The organism is Camelimonas lactis, from assembly GCF_004342915.1.
Classification (GTDB): domain Bacteria; phylum Pseudomonadota; class Alphaproteobacteria; order Rhizobiales; family Beijerinckiaceae; genus Camelimonas; species Camelimonas lactis.
In genome coordinates, this window is the sequence record NZ_SLWL01000001.1 from 66,927 (window position 1) to 87,133 (window position 20,207).

The 20,207-nt window shown below is 68.2% G+C and carries 18 protein-coding genes; 1 reads left to right on the forward strand and 17 read right to left on the reverse strand.

The features are described 5' to 3' along the window. Window positions 1-111: 111 nt before the first annotated feature. From EV666_RS00300 to EV666_RS00355, 12 genes are all read right to left on the reverse strand, one after another. Window positions 112-957 carry an MIP/aquaporin family protein gene (locus tag EV666_RS00300; RefSeq protein ID WP_207906302.1) on the reverse strand — a complete coding sequence of 282 codons (846 nt, stop codon included), beginning with the start codon at window positions 955-957 and terminating at the stop codon, window positions 112-114. A 104-nt stretch (window positions 958-1,061) separates the two neighbouring features. Further along, window positions 1,062-1,745, reverse strand: a complete 684-nt coding sequence (gene cmk, locus EV666_RS00305; protein WP_207906303.1) for a (d)CMP kinase — start codon at window positions 1,743-1,745, stop codon at window positions 1,062-1,064. Between the two features lies 1 nt (window position 1,746). Then, window positions 1,747-3,099, reverse strand: a complete 1,353-nt coding sequence (gene aroA, locus EV666_RS00310; protein ID WP_207906304.1) for a 3-phosphoshikimate 1-carboxyvinyltransferase — start codon at window positions 3,097-3,099, stop codon at window positions 1,747-1,749. A gap of 174 nt (window positions 3,100-3,273) precedes the next feature. Further along, window positions 3,274-3,606 carry a hypothetical protein gene (locus tag EV666_RS00315; RefSeq protein ID WP_132001203.1) on the reverse strand — a complete coding sequence of 111 codons (333 nt, stop codon included), beginning with the start codon at window positions 3,604-3,606 and terminating at the stop codon, window positions 3,274-3,276. Window positions 3,607-3,609: 3 nt separating this feature from the next. Then, on the reverse strand, window positions 3,610-5,241 hold the full coding sequence (locus EV666_RS00320) for a fumarate hydratase (RefSeq protein ID WP_132001207.1): 1,632 nt from the start codon (window positions 5,239-5,241) through the stop codon (window positions 3,610-3,612). 378 nt (window positions 5,242-5,619) lie between these two features. Further along, window positions 5,620-6,105 (reverse strand): PTS IIA-like nitrogen regulatory protein PtsN, encoded by a 486-nt coding sequence (gene ptsN / locus EV666_RS00325; RefSeq protein ID WP_132001210.1) that lies wholly within the window; start codon window positions 6,103-6,105, stop codon window positions 5,620-5,622. Window positions 6,106-6,261: 156 nt separating this feature from the next. Continuing rightward, window positions 6,262-6,870, reverse strand: a complete 609-nt coding sequence (hpf, locus tag EV666_RS00330) for a ribosome hibernation-promoting factor, HPF/YfiA family (protein WP_132002692.1) — start codon at window positions 6,868-6,870, stop codon at window positions 6,262-6,264. A gap of 158 nt (window positions 6,871-7,028) precedes the next feature. After that, window positions 7,029-8,555 (reverse strand): RNA polymerase factor sigma-54, encoded by a 1,527-nt coding sequence (gene rpoN / locus EV666_RS00335; protein WP_132001213.1) that lies wholly within the window; start codon window positions 8,553-8,555, stop codon window positions 7,029-7,031. Between the two features lie 161 nt (window positions 8,556-8,716). Continuing rightward, window positions 8,717-9,529, reverse strand: a complete 813-nt coding sequence (gene lptB / locus EV666_RS00340; RefSeq protein ID WP_132001216.1) for an LPS export ABC transporter ATP-binding protein — start codon at window positions 9,527-9,529, stop codon at window positions 8,717-8,719. Window positions 9,530-9,593: 64 nt separating this feature from the next. After that, window positions 9,594-10,328 (reverse strand): lipopolysaccharide transport periplasmic protein LptA, encoded by a 735-nt coding sequence (gene lptA, locus EV666_RS00345; RefSeq protein WP_132001219.1) that lies wholly within the window; start codon window positions 10,326-10,328, stop codon window positions 9,594-9,596. Continuing rightward, the gene (lptC, locus tag EV666_RS00350) at window positions 10,325-11,077 is read right to left on the reverse strand and encodes an LPS export ABC transporter periplasmic protein LptC (RefSeq protein WP_132001222.1); all 753 of its coding nucleotides are present in this window, start codon (window positions 11,075-11,077) and stop codon (window positions 10,325-10,327) included. The genes lptA and lptC overlap by 4 nt, the downstream gene beginning before the upstream one ends. A 396-nt stretch (window positions 11,078-11,473) precedes the next feature. Next, the gene (locus EV666_RS00355) at window positions 11,474-12,088 is read right to left on the reverse strand and encodes a ribonuclease D (protein ID WP_132001225.1); all 615 of its coding nucleotides are present in this window, start codon (window positions 12,086-12,088) and stop codon (window positions 11,474-11,476) included. A gap of 264 nt (window positions 12,089-12,352) precedes the next feature. Between EV666_RS00355 and EV666_RS00360 the strand changes: the two genes are divergently transcribed. After that, window positions 12,353-13,120, forward strand: coding sequence for an enoyl-CoA hydratase/isomerase family protein (locus EV666_RS00360; protein ID WP_132001228.1), 768 nt, complete (start codon window positions 12,353-12,355; stop codon window positions 13,118-13,120). A 39-nt stretch (window positions 13,121-13,159) separates the two neighbouring features. Here the strand turns inward: EV666_RS00360 and EV666_RS00365 are convergent, their stop codons facing one another. The 5 genes from EV666_RS00365 to EV666_RS00385 form a co-directional block, all read right to left on the reverse strand. Then, on the reverse strand, window positions 13,160-14,890 hold the full coding sequence (locus EV666_RS00365) for an AMP-binding protein (RefSeq protein WP_132001231.1): 1,731 nt from the start codon (window positions 14,888-14,890) through the stop codon (window positions 13,160-13,162). A gap of 30 nt (window positions 14,891-14,920) precedes the next feature. Beyond that, a complete protein-coding gene (locus tag EV666_RS00370; protein WP_132001234.1) occupies window positions 14,921-16,645 on the reverse strand; it encodes a class I adenylate-forming enzyme family protein in 1,725 nt (574 codons plus the stop codon). Between the two features lie 53 nt (window positions 16,646-16,698). Then, window positions 16,699-17,577, reverse strand: a complete 879-nt coding sequence (locus tag EV666_RS00375) for an ABC transporter permease (protein ID WP_132001236.1) — start codon at window positions 17,575-17,577, stop codon at window positions 16,699-16,701. Then, a complete protein-coding gene (locus EV666_RS00380; RefSeq protein ID WP_376886177.1) occupies window positions 17,577-18,506 on the reverse strand; it encodes an ABC transporter permease in 930 nt (309 codons plus the stop codon). Before EV666_RS00380 ends, EV666_RS00375 begins: the two co-directional genes overlap by 1 nt. Before the next feature lie 107 nt (window positions 18,507-18,613). Next, on the reverse strand, window positions 18,614-20,170 hold the full coding sequence (locus EV666_RS00385) for an ABC transporter substrate-binding protein (protein ID WP_245514127.1): 1,557 nt from the start codon (window positions 20,168-20,170) through the stop codon (window positions 18,614-18,616). Between the last annotated feature and the right edge of the window lie 37 nt (window positions 20,171-20,207).

Sequence of the window (20,207 nt, forward strand, 5' to 3'; positions counted from 1 at the left end):
GCGGCGGCGAAACGTTTTGCCCCCCGGCGGACGGAAATGTTTCAGGGCAAAACAGCCCTGGGGCAGGGTGGACTGGGGGAACGCGGCGGGTCAACCCGCGGGGGCGCCGGCTCAGCCAATGCCGAAACTGCGCGTGAGCCCGGCCGCCAGCAACGCCCCGGCCAGCGGCGCCAGCGTCGGCACGGCGGCGTAGCGCCAGCCCGAATCGCCCTTGCCAGCTACCGGCAACAGGGCGTGGGCGACGCGGGGAGCCAGATCGCGGGCCGGGTTGATGGCGTAGCCGGTGGGGCCGCCGAGGCTGAGGCCAATCGCCCAGACCGCCAGGCCGACCAGCAGCGGACCGAGGCCGTGCGGCAGGCCGGCGGCGGCGACGCCCTGCGAGCCGATGACGGCGACCAGCAGGGCCAGCATGCAGGTGGCGAGCATTTCGGCGAGCCAGGCTGAGGCGCTGGCGCCGTTGGGCTTTGCGCCGCTGGGCTTTGCGCGGCTGGACCTGGCGCCGCTGGGCCCGGCGCCCGTCGGCGGCGTCGGCGCATCGTCGGCGGGCGGGTTGTCCGCCGCGGGTTCGGCCGGGCTGGTGCAGAAGGTGGCCAACTTCAGGGCCGGATCGGGGGTGGCGGCGTAGAATGGCCGGTAGGTGAGCCAGACGAGCGCCGCGCCGGCGAAGGCGCCGAGGAACTGCGCCGGGACATAAAGCGGCAGCAGGGACCAGTTGCCGGAGCGGGCGGCGGCGAACAGGGTGATCGCCGGATTGATATGCGCCTCAGGGCTGCCGGCGGCCTGGGCCGTCAGCACGCCGCAGACGACGGCGAAGCCCCAGGCGGCGGTGATCGCCAGCCAGCCGGCGCCCTCGGCTTTCGAGCCCTTGAGCAGGGCGGCGGCGACGCCTCCATTACCCAGATACACCAGGACGGCCACGCCCAGAAATTCGCCGGCGGGGACGGAACCCATTGCCATTGCTTGCCGCTCCTTGCGGATCCACCGGATCGCGCTTCATGGACAGGAGCAGTAGCCGGCGCCTCGCCAGCCCGGAAATCTCCGATTGTGGACGTCGCGTGGGGTCAGCGGCCGGGTCGGGGCGCGCCCAGCAGGCGCTGGACAATGGCAAGGGCGCTGGCGAAGGCGCCGTCGATGTCGAGGCTGGTGGTGTCGAGCAGCACCGCGTCCGCCGCCGGAACCAGCGGCGCCACGGCGCGGCTGGCGTCGTCGGCGTCGCGCTTGCGGATATCCGCCAGAATCCGGTCGTAGGACGCGGCCGGATCGCGCGCCGCCAGCTCCCGGTAGCGGCGGTCGGCCCGGGCTTCGGCCGAAGCGGTGACGAACAGCTTGGCGGGCGCGTCGGGACAGATCACCGTGCCGATATCGCGCCCGTCCAGCACCGCGCCGCCAGGGCGGGCGGCGAAGGCGCGCTGTGCGTCCAGCAGGGCGGCGCGCACGCCGGGCAGGGCGGCGACCCGGGAGGCGGCGGCCCCGGCCTCGCCGGTGCGCAGCGCGGGGTTGTCGGCGAAATCCGCCGGCAGCCCCCGGGCGATGGCCACCGCGACCGGCTCATCATCGAGCGCCGCGCCGTGGTTCAGCACGCCCACGGCGACGGCGCGATACAGCAGGCCGGTGTCCAGCCAGGGCAGCCCGTAATGGGCGGCGAGGCGGCGGGCCAGCGTGCCCTTGCCGGAGGCGGCGGGGCCGTCAATGGCGATCACCGGCGCGATGTTGGAGGCGATGACGGCAGCGGTCGGCGCGCCCATTTCAGCCTCCGTCCATGGCGATGTCGGCGCCGAGCGACCGCATCAGCGGCGTGAACGCCGGGAAGCTGGTGGCGATCATGGCGGCGTCGTCGATGCGCATGCCCTCGCTGGCGGCAAGGCCCAGCACGAGGAACGACATGGCGATGCGATGGTCGAGATGGGTGGCGGCCACGCCGCCGCCGCGCACCCGTCCGGCGCCGCCGGTGACGATCAGGTCGTCGCCCTCGATGCGGTTGACGACGCCCGCCGCCGTCAGGCCGTCGGCGATGGCGGCGAGACGGTCGGATTCCTTGACGCGCAGTTCGGAGAGGCCGCGCATGCGGGTTTCACCTTCGGCGAAGGCCGCCGCCACGGCGAGCACCGGATATTCGTCGATCATGGACGGCGCCCGCTCGGCCGGCACGTCGACGCCCTTCAGGGCGCTGGCGCGCACGCGCAGGGTGGCCACGTCCTCGCCGCCCTCGCTGGTCTGGTTGATGGCCTCGATGTCGGCACCCATCTCGCGCAGGGTCGTGAACAGGCCGGTGCGCAGCGGGTTCATCATCACGCCTTCCAGCGTGATCCCGGAGCCTGGAACAATCAGCGCCGCCACCAGCGGAAAGGCGGCGGAGGAGGGGTCGGCGGGAATGGCGATGTCCGAGCCGGCAAGCTCCGGCTGGCCGGTCAGGGTGATCTTGCGGCCGTGTTCGCCCCAGGGCTCCACCTCGACCGTGGCGCCGAAGTGGCGCAGCATGCGCTCGGTATGGTCCCGCGAGGCTTCGCGCTCGATCACCGTGGTCCTGCCTGGGGCATTGAGGCCGGCCAGCAGCACCGCCGATTTGATCTGGGCCGAGGCCACCGGCGTTTCATAAACCACCGGAACGGTTTCGCGGGCGCCTTCCAGGGTCAGCGGGCAGCGCCCGCCTTCCGCTTCGGCGACGACGCGGGCGCCCATCTTCAGCAGCGGATCGATGATCCGGCGCATGGGGCGTTTGCGCAAGGAGGCGTCGCCGTCGAAGGTGGCGGTGACCGGATGGCCGGCGACCACGCCCATCATCAGACGCGAGCCGGTGCCGGCGTTACCGAAATCCAGTGTTTCCGCAGGGGACGCCAGGCCGCCGACGCCGACGCCGCGCACGGTCCAGGCGCCTTCGCCGGTGCGGACCACATCCGCGCCGAGGGCGCGGGCCGCGGCGGCGGTCGCCAGCACGTCATCGCCTTCCAGCAGGCCGGTAACGTGGGTTTCGCCCACGCTCAGCAGGCCGAAGATCAGCGCCCGGTGCGACATGGACTTGTCGCCAGGCACACGCACGGCGCCTTGCAGCGGGCCGGACGGGCGGGAGGCGGAGGGAACCGGCGTTGAATGAGCGCTCACGGGGATTTCCTGCTTTCAGGCGACGGACCGATGCCGGCAATGCGGCGCCGGCGCGTCATGGCTTGTAAAGCAAGTCGCCGCAAAGTGGGAGCCGGCTTTGCCGGGAGGCTGGCGCGACGCCGTTCACCGCCGTCGCGCGGGGCTGCGTCGCCAGCGCGCCGCCTTCGCGGAAGGCTATTTACCGCCGCACTGGGTTCTGACGGCGCCGTCGTACTGGGCGACGCCGGCGTTGGCGTTGGCCACGTTGCGATCACGCTCCGCCCCGGTCTGGCAGCGCTTGTAAAAAGCGCTGGCCTTGCGAAGCGTCGCCGCCTGCTTGCGCCAGGCGGCGCAGCGCTCCCTGTCCGAGGCGGTGGCCGCCTCGGCAAGTTCGGCGCGGGCCTCGCGCACTTCCGACAGCATGACCAGGGCGTCGCGCTGGCAGGTCTGGCTCACGGGCGCGGCGGCCGCGGCGTGGGGCAGGCACAGGAGGGCGGCGATGGCCAGGGCGGGGTGTGCGCGATTCATGCCTCAGCTCAGGTTCAGTTCGCGGAAGAAGTCGTTGCCCTTGTCGTCGATGACGATGAAGGCCGGGAAATCTTCCACCTCAATACGCCAGATCGCTTCCATCCCCAACTCGGGATATTCCACCACTTCGACCTTGCGGATGCAGTCCTGGGCGAGGCGGGCGGCGGGGCCGCCGATGGAGCCGAGGTAGAAGCCGCCGTGCTTCTGGCAGGCTTCGCGCACCTGGGAGGAACGGTTGCCCTTGGCCAGCATCACCATGGAGCCGCCGGCGCCCTGGAACTGGTCCACATAGGCGTCCATGCGGCCGGCGGTGGTGGGGCCGAAGGAGCCGGAGGCATAGCCGGTCGGCGTCTTGGCCGGGCCGGCGTAATACACCGGGTGGTTGCGCAGATATTCGGGCATCGGGTCGCCACGCTCCAGCCGCTCGCGGATTTTGGCGTGGGCCAGGTCGCGGGCGACGATCATCGGGCCGCTGAGCGACAGGCGGGTGCGGATCGGATACTTGCTCAGGGTGGCGAGAATCTCGCTCATCGGCTGGTTGAGGTCGATTTTCACGACGTCGCCGCCCAGCGTCGCCTCGTCCACCTCCGGCATGAAGCGGGCGGGGTTGGTTTCAAGCTGCTCGAGGAACACGCCGTCGCGGGTGATCTTCCCCTTGGCCTGGCGGTCGGCCGAGCAGGAGACGCCGAGGCCGATCGGCAGCGAGGCGCCGTGGCGCGGCAGGCGGATGACGCGCACGTCGTGGCAGAAATACTTGCCGCCGAACTGGGCGCCGACGCCAAGGCTCTGGGTCAGCTTGTGGATTTCCTCCTCCATGGCGACGTCGCGGAAGGCGTGGCCGTCCGCCGAGCCGGAGGTGGGAAGGTCGTCGAGGTAGCGGGTGGAGGCGAGCTTGACCGTTTTCAGGTTCTGCTCGGCGCTCATGCCGCCGATGACGATGGCGAGGTGGTAGGGCGGGCAGGCGGCGGTGCCGAGCGTCAGGATCTTTTCCTTCAGAAAGGCGATCATGCGGTCGTGGGTGAGCAGCGCCGGGGTGCCCTGGAACAGGAAGGTCTTGTTGGCCGAGCCGCCGCCCTTGGCGACGAACAGGAACTTGTAGGCGTCTTCGCCTTCCGCATAGATGTCGATCTGCGCCGGCAGGTTGGAGCCGGTGTTCTTTTCCTCGAACATCGACAGGGGCGCGAGCTGGGAATAGCGCAGGTTACGCTTCAGATAGGCGTCCCTGATGCCCTTGCCGATGGCTTCCTCGTCCCCGCCGTCGGTCCAGACCATACGCCCCTTCTTGCCCATGACGATGGCGGTGCCGGTGTCCTGGCACATGGGCAACACGCCGCCGGCGGCGATGTTGGCGTTCTTCAGCAGGTCGTAGGCGACGAAGCGGTCGTTGCCGGTAGCTTCCGGGTCCTGGAGGATTTTGGCCAGCTGCTGGAGGTGGCCGGGGCGCAGCAGGTGGTTGATGTCCATGAACGCCGCTTCGGCCAGGGCGGTGATCGCCTCCGGAGCGACGTTCAGGAACTCGCGGTCGCCGATCTTCTCGACGCTCACGCCGGCGTCCGTGACCTTGCGGTAGGGCGTCGTATCGGGGCCGAGGGGAAACAGGGTCGAGGTGGCGGCGAGGCCGGACGCATCAGACATGAATCAACGCCGGGCGCCTGTGTCCGGAGCCGGACAGCGACAACGCCCATCCCTTTGTTTGCGCGCCCGCGCCGGCGGCGGGAAACCGTTTCGCCGCCGGGCAGGCGCCTGGTTGTCAACAGGCGGCCCCGGGGCGGCTCAACTCATGGAAGGGGCGGTCGCGACGTCCGGACGGACGGGGCGACGCCAGATCCATCCGGGCGGAGCCGGCTCCAGGGCCTCTGCTGCATGCATAAGCGCTGCGCGGCGTTTGATAAAGAGAATTAGTATACTTCCAGACTGCTGACGCGGGCGCGGCCGTAGCGGCGCCGCGACGGCGCCAGGCAATGAGCCGGCTGCGCGCCTTGTCCGCGCGCGCCTGTCCCGCTTGCTGCGGCCTCAGGCCAGCGCGGCCCTGGCGGGCTGGGCGGCGCCGTTGGTCTCGGTCAGCAGGGCGTAAAGCGCGTCCGGATCACGGGTGGCCCGGATGCGCTCCAGCATGGCCGGCTCGCGCAGCACGCGCGCCACGCGGGCCAGCGCCTTCAGGTGATCGGCGCCGGCGTTCTCCGGCGCAAGCAGCAGAAACATCAGGTCAACCGGCTGGCCGTCGAGCGCGTCGAAGTCAAAGGGGCGCTCGGCGCGGGCGAACAGGCCGACCACGCGATCCAGCTTCTCGGGCTTGCCGTGAGGAATGGCGATGCCATCGCCAATGCCCGTGGAGCCAAGGCGTTCACGCTGCACCAGCGTGTCATAGATTTCCCGCTCGGTCAGATCGGGAATCAGCGTGGCCGCGTGCGCCGCCAGTTCCTGAAGCGCCTGCTTCTTGCTGTTGCACTTGAGGGCCGGGATCACAGCCTCGGGTGTCAGAAGATCTGTCAGGGGCATGTTGTCTCGCGTGCGGCGACGGGCGGACTGCGGCGCAGCCGTCCGGCGACATCCATCAAAAAGCGAAGCGCCGGGCGACGGACCCTTCCGTCCACCCTGCTCCTGGGCAATGAATCAGTTGCGGCGCTGACCCGATGGTCCGCGCCGCGCCGGCATTCACGCCTTTTCAGAGGCGGGAGGATCGACCCAGCCGATCGTCCCGTCATTGCGCCGATATACGATGTTCAGCCTGGAAGTGCCAGCATGGCGGAAAAGAAGAATGGGCGCGCCCGTAATGTCGAGCTGGGACACCGCTGAACTGACAGGCAGCACGGGCAGGGTCTTGGTCATCTCCGCCACCACCACGGGATGGAAATCTTCCTGATCCGCCTCATCGCCGGGCTCCGCGAACACTGTGGCCGACACATAGTCGCCGTCATCGGCCTCGCCGGCGCCATTCAGCACCGGGCTGGCCCATGCGTCGTTCGCCGCCTGGCGGGATTTCAGCCGGGCGTTATAGCGGCGCAGGCGTTTTTCCATCCGGTCCGCCGCCTGATCAAAGCTGATCACCGGATCGTGGGAGATACCCGAAGCTTCAAGGGTGACGCCCGAATCCAGGTGCAGGCCGCACTCGGTGCGATAGCCGCCGCCATCGCGGGTCAGGGTCACGTGTCCGGAGGCATTGCCGCCAAAGTATTTTTCCACCGCAGCGTTGACGCGGACCTCAATCTGCCCGCGAAGGGCGCTGCCGATGTCCATGTTCTTGCCAGATACGCGTAGCGTCATATCAACCTCCCATGCGGCAGGGCGACACGGCCGCCCTGCGCCGTCGAAGCGGCGAGTTGCGATGGTCTCTCCGGTATTTGAATCGTAGGAACGCGGCCCGGCCAAGTCAACGGATACAAAATGGCGACGGGGCCCTGTCGTCGTCCCGTCGCGGCGCCTCAGCCCACCGCGCCCTTGCGCCGGCGGCGCTCGACCGACGAGGGAATGCGAAGGGACTCCCTGTATTTGGCGACGGTGCGGCGGGCAATGTCGACGCCGTCGGCGCGCAGCATGCGAACGAGGGCGTCATCCGAAAGGATAGCGTCGGGCTTCTCCGCTTCGATCAGTTGCCGGACGCGGTGGCGCACGGCTTCGGCGGCGTGGGCTTCGCCGGCCCCGGACGCGGCGATGGCGGCCGAGAAAAAATACTTCATCTCGAAGACGCCGCGCTCGCAGCCAAGCGACTTGTTGGCGGTGACGCGCGACACAGTTGATTCATGCATGCCGATGGCGTCAGCCACCGATTTCAGCGTCATGGGCCGCAGATGGGCGACGCCCCTGGCGAAGAAGCCCTCCTGCTGGCGGACGATTTCCGTGGCGACGGCGAGAATGGTGCGGGCGCGCTGGTCGAGGCTGCGGTGCAGCCAGCTGGCGCTCTGCCAGGCGTCGCTGACGAAAGCTTTTTCCGCCTCGCCCCGGGCTGCGCGCGCCACGCGGGCGTACCAGGCGCGATCGACCAGAACGCGGGGCAGGGCGTCGCTGTTCAGTTCGACGATCCAGTCGCCCTTTGTCCCCCGCCGCACCAAAGCGTCGGCGACCAGCGGCGTCACCGGCGCGGTTTCAAACGGGCGGCCGGGCCGGGGCTCCAGGGCGCGCAATTCCCGCAGCATGTCGGCGAGATCGGCGTCGTCGACGCCGCAGATGCGGCGCAGGGCGGCGAAATCGCGCTTCGCCGCCAGGTCGAGCCGCGCCACCATGGCTGCCATGGCCGGGTCGTAACGGTCTTTTTCGCGCAACTGGATGGCGAGGCACTCGGCGAGATCGCGGGCGCCGACGCCGGGCGGATCGAAGCCCTGGACCAGCGCCAGCGCCGCATCGACCTCAGCGCGAGTGACGCCGAGGCGTTGGCCAAGGCCGTCGAGATCGGCCGCCGTGTCGCCGTCGAGGTAGCCGGCGTCGGTGATGGCGTCGATGAGCACGGCGGCGATCAGCCGGAGCCGGGGGGCGATGCGCGCCGCGCCGAGCTGACCGCGCAGATGCGCGCGCAGGTCCGGGGCCGCCGCGAGCCGGGCGAACGGGTCCAAATCGTCAGGCCGGCCACGGCCGGCGGAGAGGGCATGGCCGGCGTAAGCCAGGGATGGTCCGTCAGGATCGAAGGTGTTGTCGAGGCTGGCGTCTAGGTTGCTTTCCAGGGCGGCGCGGCTGGTTTCCAGCTCGGCTGCGTCCCACGGACGTTCGGCCTTTTCAGCGTCGCCTTCAGCCGCCGCCGGCGCATTGTCGACGCCAGCGCGGCGGTTGTCTTCCGCCTGGCGCGCGGGACTGTCAGGACTTTCAGCCTCGAGAAAGGGGTTGCGCTCCAGCTCGTCGCTGATCCAGGCCGAGAGCTCCAGGCTGGACATTTGCAGCAGCCTGATCGCCTGCAGAAGCTGCGGCGTCATGACCAGGCTCTGGGCCTGGCGCATTTCAAGCCTGTGCGAGAACGACATCCGGCCTACCGCGTGGATCCGCCCGGGGCCCGGCCGGCAGGATGGTCGGCCCGGCGCCGGGAGTTGGCGCGGTTCTTGCTTATATCAGCGCGGGCCCCGTGTCGATGCGCCCGGTTGCGGCGCCCGGGGGGCGGCGTCAAAGCCGGAAAAGGCGGCCGGCGTCAAAGCCGGAAATCCTCGCCCAGATACAGCCGCCGCACGTCCGGGTTGGCGATGACGTCCTCGGCGCGGCCTTCCATCAGCACCTGGCCGGAGTGGATGATGTAGGCGCGATCGACCATGCCGAGGGTCTCGCGCACGTTGTGGTCGGTGATCAGCACGCCGATGCCACGACGGGTCAGCTGGCTGACCAGCTCCTGGATGTCGCCGACGGCGATCGGATCGATGCCGGCGAAGGGTTCGTCGAGCAGCATGAACGACGGCCGGCCGGCGAGGGCGCGGGCGATCTCGCAGCGGCGGCGCTCGCCGCCGGACAGGGCAATCGACGGCGCCTTGCGCAAACGGGCGATCTGGAACTCGTCCAGCAGCTGGTCCAGTTCGCGCTCGCGCAGTTTCCTGTCCGGCTGGGTGACCTCCAGCACGGCGCGGATATTGTCTTCAACCGACAGGCCGCGGAAAATCGAAGCTTCCTGCGGCAGATAGCCAATGCCGAGGCGGGCGCGGCGATACATGGGGAGACGGGTGATGTCGTAGCCATCAAGGCCGATGACCCCCTGATCCGCCCGCACCAGGCCGGTGATCATGTAAAAAATCGTGGTCTTGCCGGCGCCGTTGGGGCCGAGCAGGCCCACCGCCTCGCCATTGCGCACATACAGGCTGGCGCCCTTGACGACGGTGCGGCCACCGTAGCTCTTTTGCAGCCCGTCGACGGACAGCACCCCGCCGGGGGCCGACGCCAGGCGCGCGGCGTGATCGGCGTGTGTCCAGTGCTGTTCGCCGGACCCGACGGTCGGGGCGTCCGTGCTGTCATACATCCTGTCAAACCTGTGCTTCACAAAGCGGGCGTCATGGTCAGGCGTCCGCTTCGCCAAAAATATGTCAGTGCTGTTTGCCGGGTTGCGCTTTGGCCGGTTTGCCGGGCTGCTGCTTGTCATCGTTGCCTGGCACCAGCAAGGCGCGCACGCGCTGGCCGGGCTTGCGCTCGACGGAGGCGCGGCTGGTGCTCAGGTCATAGATCAGCCGGTCGCCGGTGGTGACGTTCTCGCCCTGGCTCAGCTTGGCGTTGCCGTTCAGGTAAACCTTCTGCTCGCCTTTGTCGTAGATGGCGTTGTCGGCCGTGGCGATCTGGTCCTTCGAGACCACGGTCATCGGGCCAGCGCATTCCAGACGGCGCACGCCATTGTCGCCGCCGCCGGCGGCCTGGGCGCCGGGCGCCGGCCTGGCGCCGCCCTGGGCGCCGACGCCCTGCTCATAGAAAACGGTCAGCGTTTTGCAGCGCATGGTGGTCTCGCCCTGCACGGCGACGACGTTGCCGGCGAAGATCGCTTTCTTTTCCTTGTCGAACACGTCGAGCCGGTCGGAGTCGATCTTGATCGGCTCCTTGCTGTTGGCGCCGCCAAAGCCGGCGAAACCCTGATTCTGGGCAGGGGCGGGCGCGGCGGCGGCATGCGGCTTTTTCGGCTGGGCGCTGGCCGGGGCGACGGGCAGCAACGCGGCGATGCCCATGCACGCCGCCAGCGCGCCGCGCCAGACCATGTCCGGCGGCAGGCCGCGACGGCTCGCGGCGGGAGCCCCGGCTGGCGGACAACTGTCAGGAGCAAAGCGGCGCATCATTGCTGGTCACCCGTATCCGGTTCTCCGGCGGCGCCCGTCGCGGGGGCATGGCCGGAGGTTGTAGCGGACGCGCCCTTCTGGCCGTCCTGCTGCGGATATAGCACAGTCTGCACGCGGCCTTCGAACACGATTACCTTGCCACTGTCGGTGACGCGCATGGAATTTGCGTTAACGGAGCCGCCATTGGCGGTGGTGATCTGCACGGGTTGCTTCGTTTCGAGTTCGCCGCCCTTCAGATTGATGTGGGCGGCCTGGAGCCGGGCCTTGTCGCCATTGTCGGTGCGCACGTCGATGCCGCCAGACAGCTCCAGCTTTTCCGACTTCATGTCGTAGACGCCATGGGAGGAAACCATGTGCGTGGCGTTGTCGCCAATGGCGCCGAGGCGGGCGTTGATCTGCTCCAGTTCGACGATGCCTGGCTTGCGCACGTCCTGGGAGGCGGCGAGGGAGGTGACCTCGTAGGGCTTGCCGTCCTTGCGAAAGCCGGTCAGCTTCGGCTTTTCCATCGTCACTTTGGTGCCGGTGAGCGCCACCGGGCCCATCTCCAGACCGGCGAGATTGCCCAGCGGCCGGAACAGGCTCCAGGCTACCAGAGCGATGACGGCCGCCGTCGCGCCCGCCGGAATGATCAGGCGCAGGGTGCGGACCAGGCGGGAGTGGCGCAGGGCGGCGCGGTAGGCGTTCAGACGCTCGCCATCCAGCAGACCATGCCCCATGGCGGGATAGCCCGCTCTCATCGTGTCGCTCATTGTCAACTTTCCCGCGCCTGCCGCACTGCGCGGCAGGGGCGTTCGCGCGCCGGTTCACGCCGCGCAAACGCGCATGTTCCCGCGTGGCGCATGGGGGACAGGAAAAGGCCCCCTGGCCGCGCAATTCCCTTATATGGGCGACTGGCGTCACAAATGCGAGACGCGGCGCCCCGTGCAAACCTGGCCGCCCTCTCCCGACGCGCCATCCGGTTGTCCCGGCCAATCCTTATGCCGAAATGGTTTCCAGATTTTGGGACGCTGCACCTTGCAGGTGGCTTTCGGCGACAATGGGTCCCCAAAATGGAACAATTGCGCCGGACCGGAGGCGGCGGCGCAGGGCGAGGCCCGTTGGCGCCGCGCGGGGGAGAACCGCGCGCGCGAAGGCGCGGAGCGCGTTCACGTATGGGCGAAAATATCGGTTTCCGGCCAGCCGGCCAGATCAAGGCGCGCCCGGGTCGGCAGAAATTCAAAGCAGGCCCTGGCCAGCTCCGTCCGGTTCTCGCGCGCCAGCATGGCGTCGAGCTTTGCCTTCAGGGCGTGCAAATGCAGCACGTCGGAGGCGGCGTAGGCGACCTGGGCGTCGCTCAGGGTTTCCGCCGCCCAGTCCGACGACTGCTGCTGTTTGGAGAGGTCAACGCCGAGCAGTTCGCGCGTCAGATCCTTCAGGCCATGGCGGTCGGTGTAGGTGCGCGTCAGCTTCGAGGCGATCTTGGTGCAGTAGACCGGCGTGGTCATCACGCCCAGATAGCGCTCCAGCACAGCCAGATCGAACCTGGCGAAATGGAAGATCTTGAGCACGTCCGGGTTGGCGAGCAGGCGAATCAGGTTCTCCGGCGGCGGGCCGTCGCGCAGGATCTGCACCACGTGGGCGTCGCCCTTGCCGTCGGAGAGCTGCACCACGCACAACCGGTCGCGCAGCGGATTCAGGCCGAGCGTTTCGGTGTCAATGGCGACGGAAGCGCCAAAATCGACGTCGGCGGGCAGATCGCCGCGGTGGACCCGGTTGGTCATGGGCTGCAATGCTCCCTGGAGCGTCCCGTTCAGGGAGGGAAACGCTCCATCATGATGTGTTGCATGATGTGGCGACGGCGTCAGGCTCCGTCTGGAATGGTTTCATACTCCGCGCGCCGCGCCCAGTCACCGCAAATTCCCCTCGCGCCACAGGACGGACGCCTGGGCCTGTCAGCCGGGGGCGCGCCGCTTGCCTGATCTGGCGAAACGCGCCATGGCTGCTGGCAACAGGAACCGGAACACCGTTGGGGAGAGAAAGCCGCCGTGACCGCCGAACCGTCCGCACTGCTCGATATTCACGGCGCTATCGCCACCGTCACCTTCAACCGGCCGCAGGCTTACAATTCGATCGGTCTGGACGAAGCAAAATATCTGGCGACGCTGGCGCCGCGGATCACGGAAAACCCGGACATCCGCGTCGTCGTGCTGCGCGGCAATGGTCCGGCGTTTTGCGCCGGCGGCGACATCCGCTGCTTCGTTTCCCATATCGACAATATTGAACCGATGGTGCGCGAACTGCTGGAGGCGCTGCACGTGTTCCTGATGGCGTTGCGCGACGGGCCGCGCATCGTGCTCACCAGCGTCCATGGCGCCGCCGCCGGCGCCGGCTTTTCCATCGCGGCGCTCGGCGACATCTGCATCGCCGCGGACAGCGCCCGCTTCACCACCGCCTACAACAAGCTGGGCGTGACGCCGGATGGCGGCGGCTCCATCGGCATCGTCGAGCGCGTTGGCTCCCGCAAGGCGCTGGAGCTGTTCCTCGCCACCGACAGTCTGACGGCGCAGCAGGCGCTGGAGTTGGGCCTGGTCAACCAGGTGGTTCCGGCCGACCAGCTTGAGGCCGCCACCGCCGACCTGGCGGCCCGGCTCGCGCGCAATACGCCGGACGCCATCCGCCTGACGAAGCAGCTGGTGCAGCAGTCGTCGCGGACCCCGGCGGCGGCCCAGCTCGACGCCGAACTGGAAGCCATGGCCCATTGCATGCAGACGCCGGCGTTCCGCGAGGCGATCAGCCGTTTCGTCAAAAAATGAGGGGCGTGGGCCAGGGCGCGCCCCTGGCCTTGCCACGCATCAATCGGCGTTGAGGTCCTGCTTGCGCACCTTGCCGGTGGCGGTCATCGGCAGGGCCTCCACCAGGCGTACTTCAGGCGTCTTGTAGCTGGCCATGCGTTCGCGGCACCAGGCTTCGATGTCGGCCGCCGTGACTTCGTTCGCCGCTTCCGGCTTCAGCTGGATGAAGGCGACCGGAACCTGGCCCCTGTCCGGATCGGCGCGCCCGATGACGCCAGAGCCGAGGATGGCCGGGTGCTGGCCGAGCACCGCCTCGATCTCGGGCGGGAACACGCTCATGCCCTTCACCTTCAGCATTTCCTTGCGGCGTCCCAGAAAGTGCAGGAAGCCGTCGGCGTCGATGCAGCCGATGTCGCCGGTGCGCAACCAGCCGTCGCCGAGCGCCTCCGCCGTCGCTTCCGGCTTGTTCCAGTAAGCCTTGAGCAGCGACGGCGTCCGCACGCGGATTTCGCCTTCGCCGTCGAGGGGAACCAGTTCACCCGTCTCAAAATCGGTGATCTTGAATTCGGCGCCCGGCACGGGCAGGCCGACGAACACGGGCCGGGTGTTCAGATCGAAATCGTGGTTCTGGAAGCCGACCGTGAAGGTGTTGGAGGTGTGGGTCTCGGTCATGCCCCACGAACTCTCAACCAGGGTGAGGCCGGTGAGCGCCTTCCAGCGGCCGCGATATTCGGCGTTGAGCTTCTTGACGAAGGACACGACGCGCACCTGGGCCAGCGACGACAGGTCGAAATCGCCGAAACGCGGATGATCCATCAGTTCGACGGCGCCGTCGACCGGCATGGCCATGGTGTTGACCTTGTAGCGGTCGATGGCCGCCAGCACGCCCAGCGGGTCCCAGCGCGCCAGCAGCACCAGGGTCGAGCCGGCGAAGGTGGGGAAGATCAGCCCGGCGTTCTCGCCGGCGATCCAGAACTCTGGGAAGAACGACAGGGAGACATTGTCCGGCGACATGCGCAGCGAGACGCCGTAATTGGCGGCGGCGGTGTAGACCATGTCGCGCTGGGTGTGAATGCAGCCCTTGGGCATGCCGGTGGTGCCGCCGGTGTAGTTCAGCGCCGCGACGGCGTCGATGTCCGGCGGGGGCAGGGGCGCCGCGTCGGTGATCGCCGCCAGCGCCGGCATCAGGTCGGTGGCGCCGGCCGGCAGCGTCCGCGCCGTCAGCAGCGAGGCGGGAACCGGAATTTCCGGCTCCTCGGGCAGGACGTCGGCGAAGCCGGTGACGATGACCTCGCGCAGGCTGGTTTCGCCGCGCACCGCGTCGATGACGCTGCTGAGCTCGTCCAGCGCGACGATGACTTCGGCGCCGGTGTCGTTCAGCTCATAGGCCAGCTCGAAGGCGCGCGACAGCGGGCTGACCGGCACATGCACGGCGCCAAGCTTGAGAACGCCGAAGAACACCACATGGAACTGCGGGCAGTTGGGCATGAACACGGCGACGCGGTCGCCGGCCCGGACGCCGAGGCGTTGCAGCAGCGCCGCGCAACGGTCGCTGAGGTCGTCCAGCTCGCGCCAGGTGTAACGGCGACCGTAGAAGATCAGCGCGTCGCGGTCCGGCTGCAGCCGCGCCCATGTGCGCAGATATTCGCTGAGCGGGATTTCGCCGTGCACGTATGTCGGCGTGCGGGGAACGCCGGCGGGCCACGCTTTGTCATGCAGGTCGCGCAGGTGGGCGAGATAGGCGTCCTCGTCGGTCGCCGGCGCTGTCTGGTTTTCCACGTTCCGGGTCATGGGTTCTTCCTGGTTGTTCCGGCTGCCGGATCAGAGGCCGAGTTCTTCCATGATCTGGCGTTTCAGCTTGTACTTCTCGATCTTGCTGGTCGGCGTCAGCGGCAGGGCGTCGATGAAGCGCACATGGGCCGGCTGCATGTATTTCGGCATCATCGCCCGGGCGTGCTCGCGCAGCTCCGCCTCGTCCATGATCTCGCCCTCGACCAGCTCGATGAACACGGCGATGTCCTCCTCCGAGCCCTCGCGCGCCGGCACCGGCACGGCGGCGGCGGCGCGCACCTTGTCGTGGCGGGCCAGCAGCGCCTCCACCTCGTAGGACGAGACGTTCTCGCCGCGCACGCGGAAAAAGCCGCCCATGCGGTCGACGAAACTGTAGACGCCAGGCATCTCCGGCAGTTCGCGGCAGGCGTCGCCGGTATGGAACCAGCAGGTGCGCAGCACCCTGGCCGTGGCTTCCGGCTTGCCGAAATATTCCAGCAGCAGCAGACCCGGATAACGCGGGCGGAACGCCAACTGGCCGACTTCACCAGGCGGCAGGCGGTTGTCGTCCTCATCGAGGATGGCGACTTCGTAGACCTGGTTGGGCGCGCCCATGAAGCCCTTCGGAACCGGCCCGGCGCCGTCCAGAACCGGCCGGTCGGCCTCGCGGCAGCGGGCGAGCAGGTCGGCTTTGGAATAGCCCTTCCAGAGATGACCCGGGGTACCTTCCGCATCATCGAACTGGTCGATGACGCCGGCGAAGCCGAGGCCGGATTCGGTCTGGCCGAAGCCGGAAGTCACGAAGTCGAAGCCGAAGCGTCGCGCCACCTCATGATGGTTGGGCGGCAACGGCTGCATGTGCACCTTGTTCAGGGTATTGGCGCGGTCGTTGTCGCGCGGCGGCGCCGACATCAGCCAGGGCACCATGACGTCGAGCAGCACGCAGGTGCTGGCGCCGCATTCCGCGATGCGGTCCCAGAATTTGTTGGGGCTGAACTTGTCCCACAGGCCAACGGTGTTGCCCTGCCAGACCGCCCTGGCGAGCAGGAAGAAGGCGCCGCCCACGTGATACATGGGCAAGTCGCAATAGATCACGTCGTCGGCGGTGGTCATCCGCCGCATCATGTGCAGGTAATTGTTGAGCCAGCGGTAGGGCTGGAGCACGCCCTTCGACGGGCCGGTGGTGCCCGAGGTGTAGACGATATTGGCCGGATCGAACGGGCGGAAGACGAAACGCGGCGCCGGCCCCGGCGATCGCAGCAGCGCGGCGAATTCGCTGACCTCCAGGCGGCTGAATTCGGGGCCGAAGCGCTCGCCCGTGGCGTCGTGATCGGCCGGCGCCGGGGTGTGGACGATCAGGCGTTGCAGCGGGATTTCATCGACAATGCCGCCCAGAACCGGCGCGAAGCTGGGGTCGGTGATCAGCGCGAACGGGTTGGTGTCGCGCAGCTGGTAGGAGAGCAGCGGCCCGGTGAAGTTGAAGTTCACCGGCGCATAGACGCCGCCGGCCCGCCAGATCCCGAACATGGCCAGCGCCGCCACCAGCGAATTGCGCGTGAGCACGCTGACCGGCTGCCCGCGCGGCAGGCCCATGGCGACGAGCCCGGCGGCGATGGCGTCGGACCGGTCGCGAAACTCCGCGAAGCTCAGGCGGACATTGTCCTCGCCATAATGGATGAAGGTCTTGTCCGGCAGCCGCGCGGCGACGTCATCCAGGCGTTCCAGCACCATCTCGCCATGCGCCAGCATGTCGGCGAACAGTTCCTCGGGCGTCATTGTTTCCTCACGCGGTTTTATTGTCGTGTCGTGCGTCGAAGCCTTATGGCCGCTCACAGGCGCTTCATGGTCGGATCAAGCGCGGTGCGCAGGGATTCGCCGAGGGTGTTGAAGGCGAGGGCGGTGAACATGATGATGAGGCCGGGCGGATACATCTGCTCGGGCGCGATCTCCATGTTCTGGTAAGCGCGGGCCAGCATGGCGCCCCAGCTTGGCTCCGGCGGCTGGATGCCGAGGCCGAGAAAGCTGAGGCTGGCCTCGGCCAGCAGCGCCGCCGCCAGCAGCAGCGTCACCTGGACGATCACCGGCTGGATGGTGTTGGGCAGCACGTGCCGCCACAGGATCTGCCAGGTGGGCAGGCCGAAGCAGCGGGCCGCGTCCACATAGAGATCGTTGCGCACCACCAGCGTCCGGGCCCGCACCAGCCGCGCCAGCATGGGCGAGAACACGATGCCGACCGAGATCATGCCATTGGTGAGGCCGATGCCGAGCGCGCCGGTAACGGCGATGGCCAGCACGATGGCCGGAAACGACAGCAGGCTGTCGATGACGCGGCTGATGATCTCGTCGGTCCAGCCGCCGGCATAGCCCGCGATCAGCCCCACCGGCACGCCGATGGCAATGGCGATGACCACGGCCAGCACGCTGGCGTACAGGCTGGCGCGGGCGCCATAGAGCAGGCGGCTCAGGGTGTCGCGACCGAGGTCGTCGGCGCCCAGCCAGTGCTGCGCCGACATGGGGGCCAGCGCCGCATCGATGTTCTGTTCGGTCGGCGAGTACGGCGCCAGCAGGGGCGCGGCGATGGCGACGGCGACCAGCGCGAGCAGGAAGAACAGCGAAATGGCCCCGCGCCGGTCCGTGCGCAGCCAGCGGGCGAAGCCGCCGAGACGGCGCGGGCGGGCGGGGACCGTGGACAACGTGATGTCCGCCATCATGAAATCCTCGGGTCAAGCACGCTGTAGAGCACGTCGGTCAGCAGGTTGATGCTGACAACGATCAGCACCATCACGAACACCACGCCCTGGACCACCGGAAAGTCGCGCTGGATGGCGGCGTTGACGATCAGTCCGCCCATGCCGGGAATGGCGAACACAGCCTCCACCACCACGGTGGCGGCGAGGATGCGGTTGGCCAGCAGGCTGATGACGGTGAGCAGGTTGACGCTGACGTTCTTCAGCCCGTGCTTCCAGAGGATGGAGGCGGGGCTGACGCCCTTGGCGTGCAGGGTGCGCACCTGCTGCGACGCCAGCACCTCCACCAGCGACGAGCGCAACTGGCGCGCTACCTCAGCGACGCCGCCCGAGGCCAGCGCCACGGCGGGCAATATGGCGTGACGTAACGATTCCCAAGGGTTTTCCGTGAAGGGGACCGAGCCGGTGGCCGGAAACCAGCCCATGCTGAGCGACAGCCACGCCACCAGCAGCATCGCCAGCCAGAAGTTGGGAATGGCGACGCCGAGCGAGGCCACCGACATGACGAAGCCGTCAATCCAGCCGCCGGGACGGCTGGCGGCCAGAATGCCCAGCGGAATGCCGATCGCCATTGCCAGCAGCAACGCCAGCACGACGATGAGCATGGTGTTGGGCAGACAACGGGCGATGGAGGTGAGCACCGCCTCGCCGGACAGCAGGGATTTCGACAGGTCCCCCTGCACCGCCTTCAGCAACCAGCCGCCGTACTGGACGAGGAATGGCTGGTCGAGGCCATACATGGCGCGGATCTCGGCGATGCGTGCGTCGGTGGCGTTGTCGCCGGCCAGGGTGACGGCGATGTCGCCAGGCACGAGCTTGAGCAGTCCGAAGACGAAGAAGGTGGCGAGAATGATGACCGGGATCGCCTGCAGCAGGCGCCTGCGGATCATTCTGCGTTTGGCTGGAGCGAGCATCTCATACCGTCGTGAGGGTGGAGAGGCTCCGGCGGCGGGGCCTCAGGCGACCGGCCGCCGGAAACGGGCGCGGTGACGGAGGCTCACTCCAGGCTGACGAACTCGAACTTCGGCTTGCCGAGCAGATCCGGTTTGTAGCCTTTCACCTTCGGCGACAGGGCGTCGAGTTCGTACTGGAAGGCGATCGGCGCCGAGAGCGCCTGGCCCATGGTGATCTGCTGGATCCTGTCGAACACGGCGGCGCGCTCTTTCAGGTCCTCGCTCTCCCGGCTGCGGCGGATCAGGTCGCTCAGCTCATCGGTGGCTTCGCGACTGGCGTTGTAATAGGCGCCTTTGTCGAAGCCGAGGGCGTAGGTCATGCTCGGATCTGGCCGGCCGGTCCATGCGGACAGCAGCATGTCGTAGCCCTGATTGAAGAAGTTGGCGCTGATCTCGGCCACGGTGCCGCGCGTGAACTTCAGCCGGATGCCAGCCTTGCCCAGCTGCTCCTGCAACACCTCAGCGCGGCGCACTGAATCCTGGTCGGTGTAGGAGCCAACGGTCAGTTCGAAGCCCTTGCCGAGGCCGGCTTCCTCCAGCAGCTGCTTCGCCTTGTCGACGCTGTGCGGATAAAGCTTCGACGCCGCCTCGGACCAGGCCCAGTGCGATTTCGGCAGGGTCATGGTCGCCGCCTCGCCGAGGCCGGCCATGGTGGCGCGCACAAAGGCGTCGCGATCGATGGCGAAGTTGATCGCCTGGCGCACCTTCAGATCATCCAGCGGCTTGCGCTTCGTGTTGAAGTAGAACTGGATGCAGTAAAGGGTCGGGGCCGAGACGACCTGCAACTCTTTCGCGCGCTGGATCACCGGCTTCAGGCGCGCTGGCAGGGCGAACGCCATGTCATTCTGGCCGGCGACCACCGAGCGCAGGCCCGTCGCCTGTTCGGGAATGATGTTGAACTCGATGGCGTCGACGAAGCCCCGGTCCTTGCGCCAGTAATTGTCGTTGCGGGTGACAGCGACCTTCTGGTTGTCGGCCCAGCTCACGAATTTCCACGGGCCGGCGCCAACGGGGTTGCGATCGCTGGCGGCGCCGTGGGTTTTGACGGCGGCGGGCGAGATCATCATGCCGCAACGGTCGGAGAGGATGGCCGGCAGGGCCGTGTCGGCGTTCTTCAGCTTCAGCGTCACCTGCAGCGGGCCGGTGACCACCACGTCTTCAACGCTGGTGAGGTCGGCCTTGACGTTGGAGCGCTGGTCCTGACGGTTGCGGTCGAGATTGAATTTGACCGCCTCTGCGTCGAGCGGCGCGCCGTCGTGGAATTTTACGTTGGGCTGGAGATCCAGCACCATGGTCTTCGGATCCGGGAACGACCATTTCGCCAAGCCTGGCTTGGGCTTCAGGGTGTCGTAGTCCCACTCGACCAGCGTGTCGTAAATTGTCCAGAGATAGCAATGGTCGAAGCCGGAGCCGCCGGTGGCCGGGTCCAGCGACGAGGGATTGGCGAGGGCCGACAGGCGCAGCGTTCCGCCGCGCTTCGGTTCCGCGGCGAGGGCGGAGCCGCCGGCCAGCGTCGCGGCGCCGGCCGCGCCGACCAGGGCGAGGAAGGCGCGGCGGTCCAGCATGCTGGCGAGCGGCGCGCGGGCAAGATCATGGCTCATGGACGTTTCCCCTGCTGCGGCGTGAGGCCCCGGTTCG